Genomic DNA, 1,149 nt, shown 5'->3' on the forward strand with positions numbered 1-1,149 from the left:
ATTCCAACGGTTCCGGTGAAGACGACGAAAATAACCCCGGTTGGGGCCGCGGTCGCTGCGGCAGCCGTACCGCAGGCGCGCAAGTCCGACGCAATTCCAACAACTGTGGCGGCCGCGCAAGACAACATTCCCGCACTCGCCGCCAATGACCCGCGCTGGACCGGTTCCCAGCTGAAGGCCGCATCCGCGTCCGATTCGACTGCTCCCAGCCAGGTGGCGGACAAGGCACCCGACAAGCAAACGGCGGCATTCGCGCAGCCGGCAGCCGATACCGATGCCGCCACCGAACTTGCCAAGGTAGCCGCGCCCGGCGCAACCGCGGGCAACCATCCCGACGGCGCACAAACCGCCGCCATTCCCGAGGTGCAACCGCAAGTGCCGGCTCAAGAGCCCGCGGCAGAAGGTGATGACAGCCAGGCCAAGGCGAAGCCAAGGAAAGCCGCAGCCGCCGGAACAGGACGCATCCTGAGGGCCGTGACCATGCGAAGCGGCCCGAAGAAAAATGCCGCCGCCATCGGTACGGTGCCAGCCAAAACCTCGGTGCAGGTGATGAGCTGCAAGAAATGGTGCCAGATCACCTACAACGGCAAGACCGGCTGGATCTACAAGAGCTACATCAAGACCGGCGCCTGACGTCTACCGCCTTGGGTGAGGCACGCCCCTTATCTTGGCGCCTATCGTTCCCAAAACCGCTGCAGTGCGGAGCAGGCTTGCTTGATCGCCCGAACGGCTTTCGAAGACATAGCCGGCGGAACCGACGATGGCCGAGCCTCGCCGGCTGACGGAAACCTCGATCGTGAAGGCCTGCTCGGGTATCTTTGCACCTGCCGATGTTCCGGCCTTGACGAAGTTGGCCAGCGTGGGGCCGGCTCGACTTACGACCAGATCGCCGCGCCGCGAATTGACCGTGAATGTGCTGTAGAGATCAGGCAAAGAAATCGAGCGCAGCCTGGAAAAGTCCTGCAGCTCAGCCACGGATTCGAACGGTGCATGCTTGAAACCACCCACGACTTCGACCTTTTGCGTGGCCACCGCGGCAAAGATGCTGGCGCCGCTGCGGGAATATTCGACCGCGATCGCAAGCCAGTTGGACATCTCCGGATCGACGCCGAGCGAAGCGAAACCCTGGGCAAGCAGATTGTGATCGGC

At 63.1% G+C, this 1,149-nt stretch carries 1 protein-coding gene and 1 pseudogene; one reads left to right on the plus strand and one right to left on the minus strand.

The window, feature by feature from the left end; translation table 11 throughout:
• Positions 1 to 633: SH3 domain-containing protein (locus ENZ74_RS32490; RefSeq protein WP_127313319.1), on the plus strand; the 633-nt coding region annotated here is incomplete at its 5' end.
• 3 nt (positions 634 to 636) lie between these two features.
• Here ENZ74_RS32490 and ENZ74_RS34590 read toward each other — a convergent pair.
• Positions 637 to 1,149, minus strand: a pseudogene (locus tag ENZ74_RS34590) (hypothetical protein); the annotation flags it as partial.

Source organism: Mesorhizobium sp. M7A.F.Ca.CA.002.15.2.1 (assembly GCF_003998715.1).
GTDB lineage: Bacteria > Pseudomonadota > Alphaproteobacteria > Rhizobiales > Rhizobiaceae > Mesorhizobium > Mesorhizobium ciceri.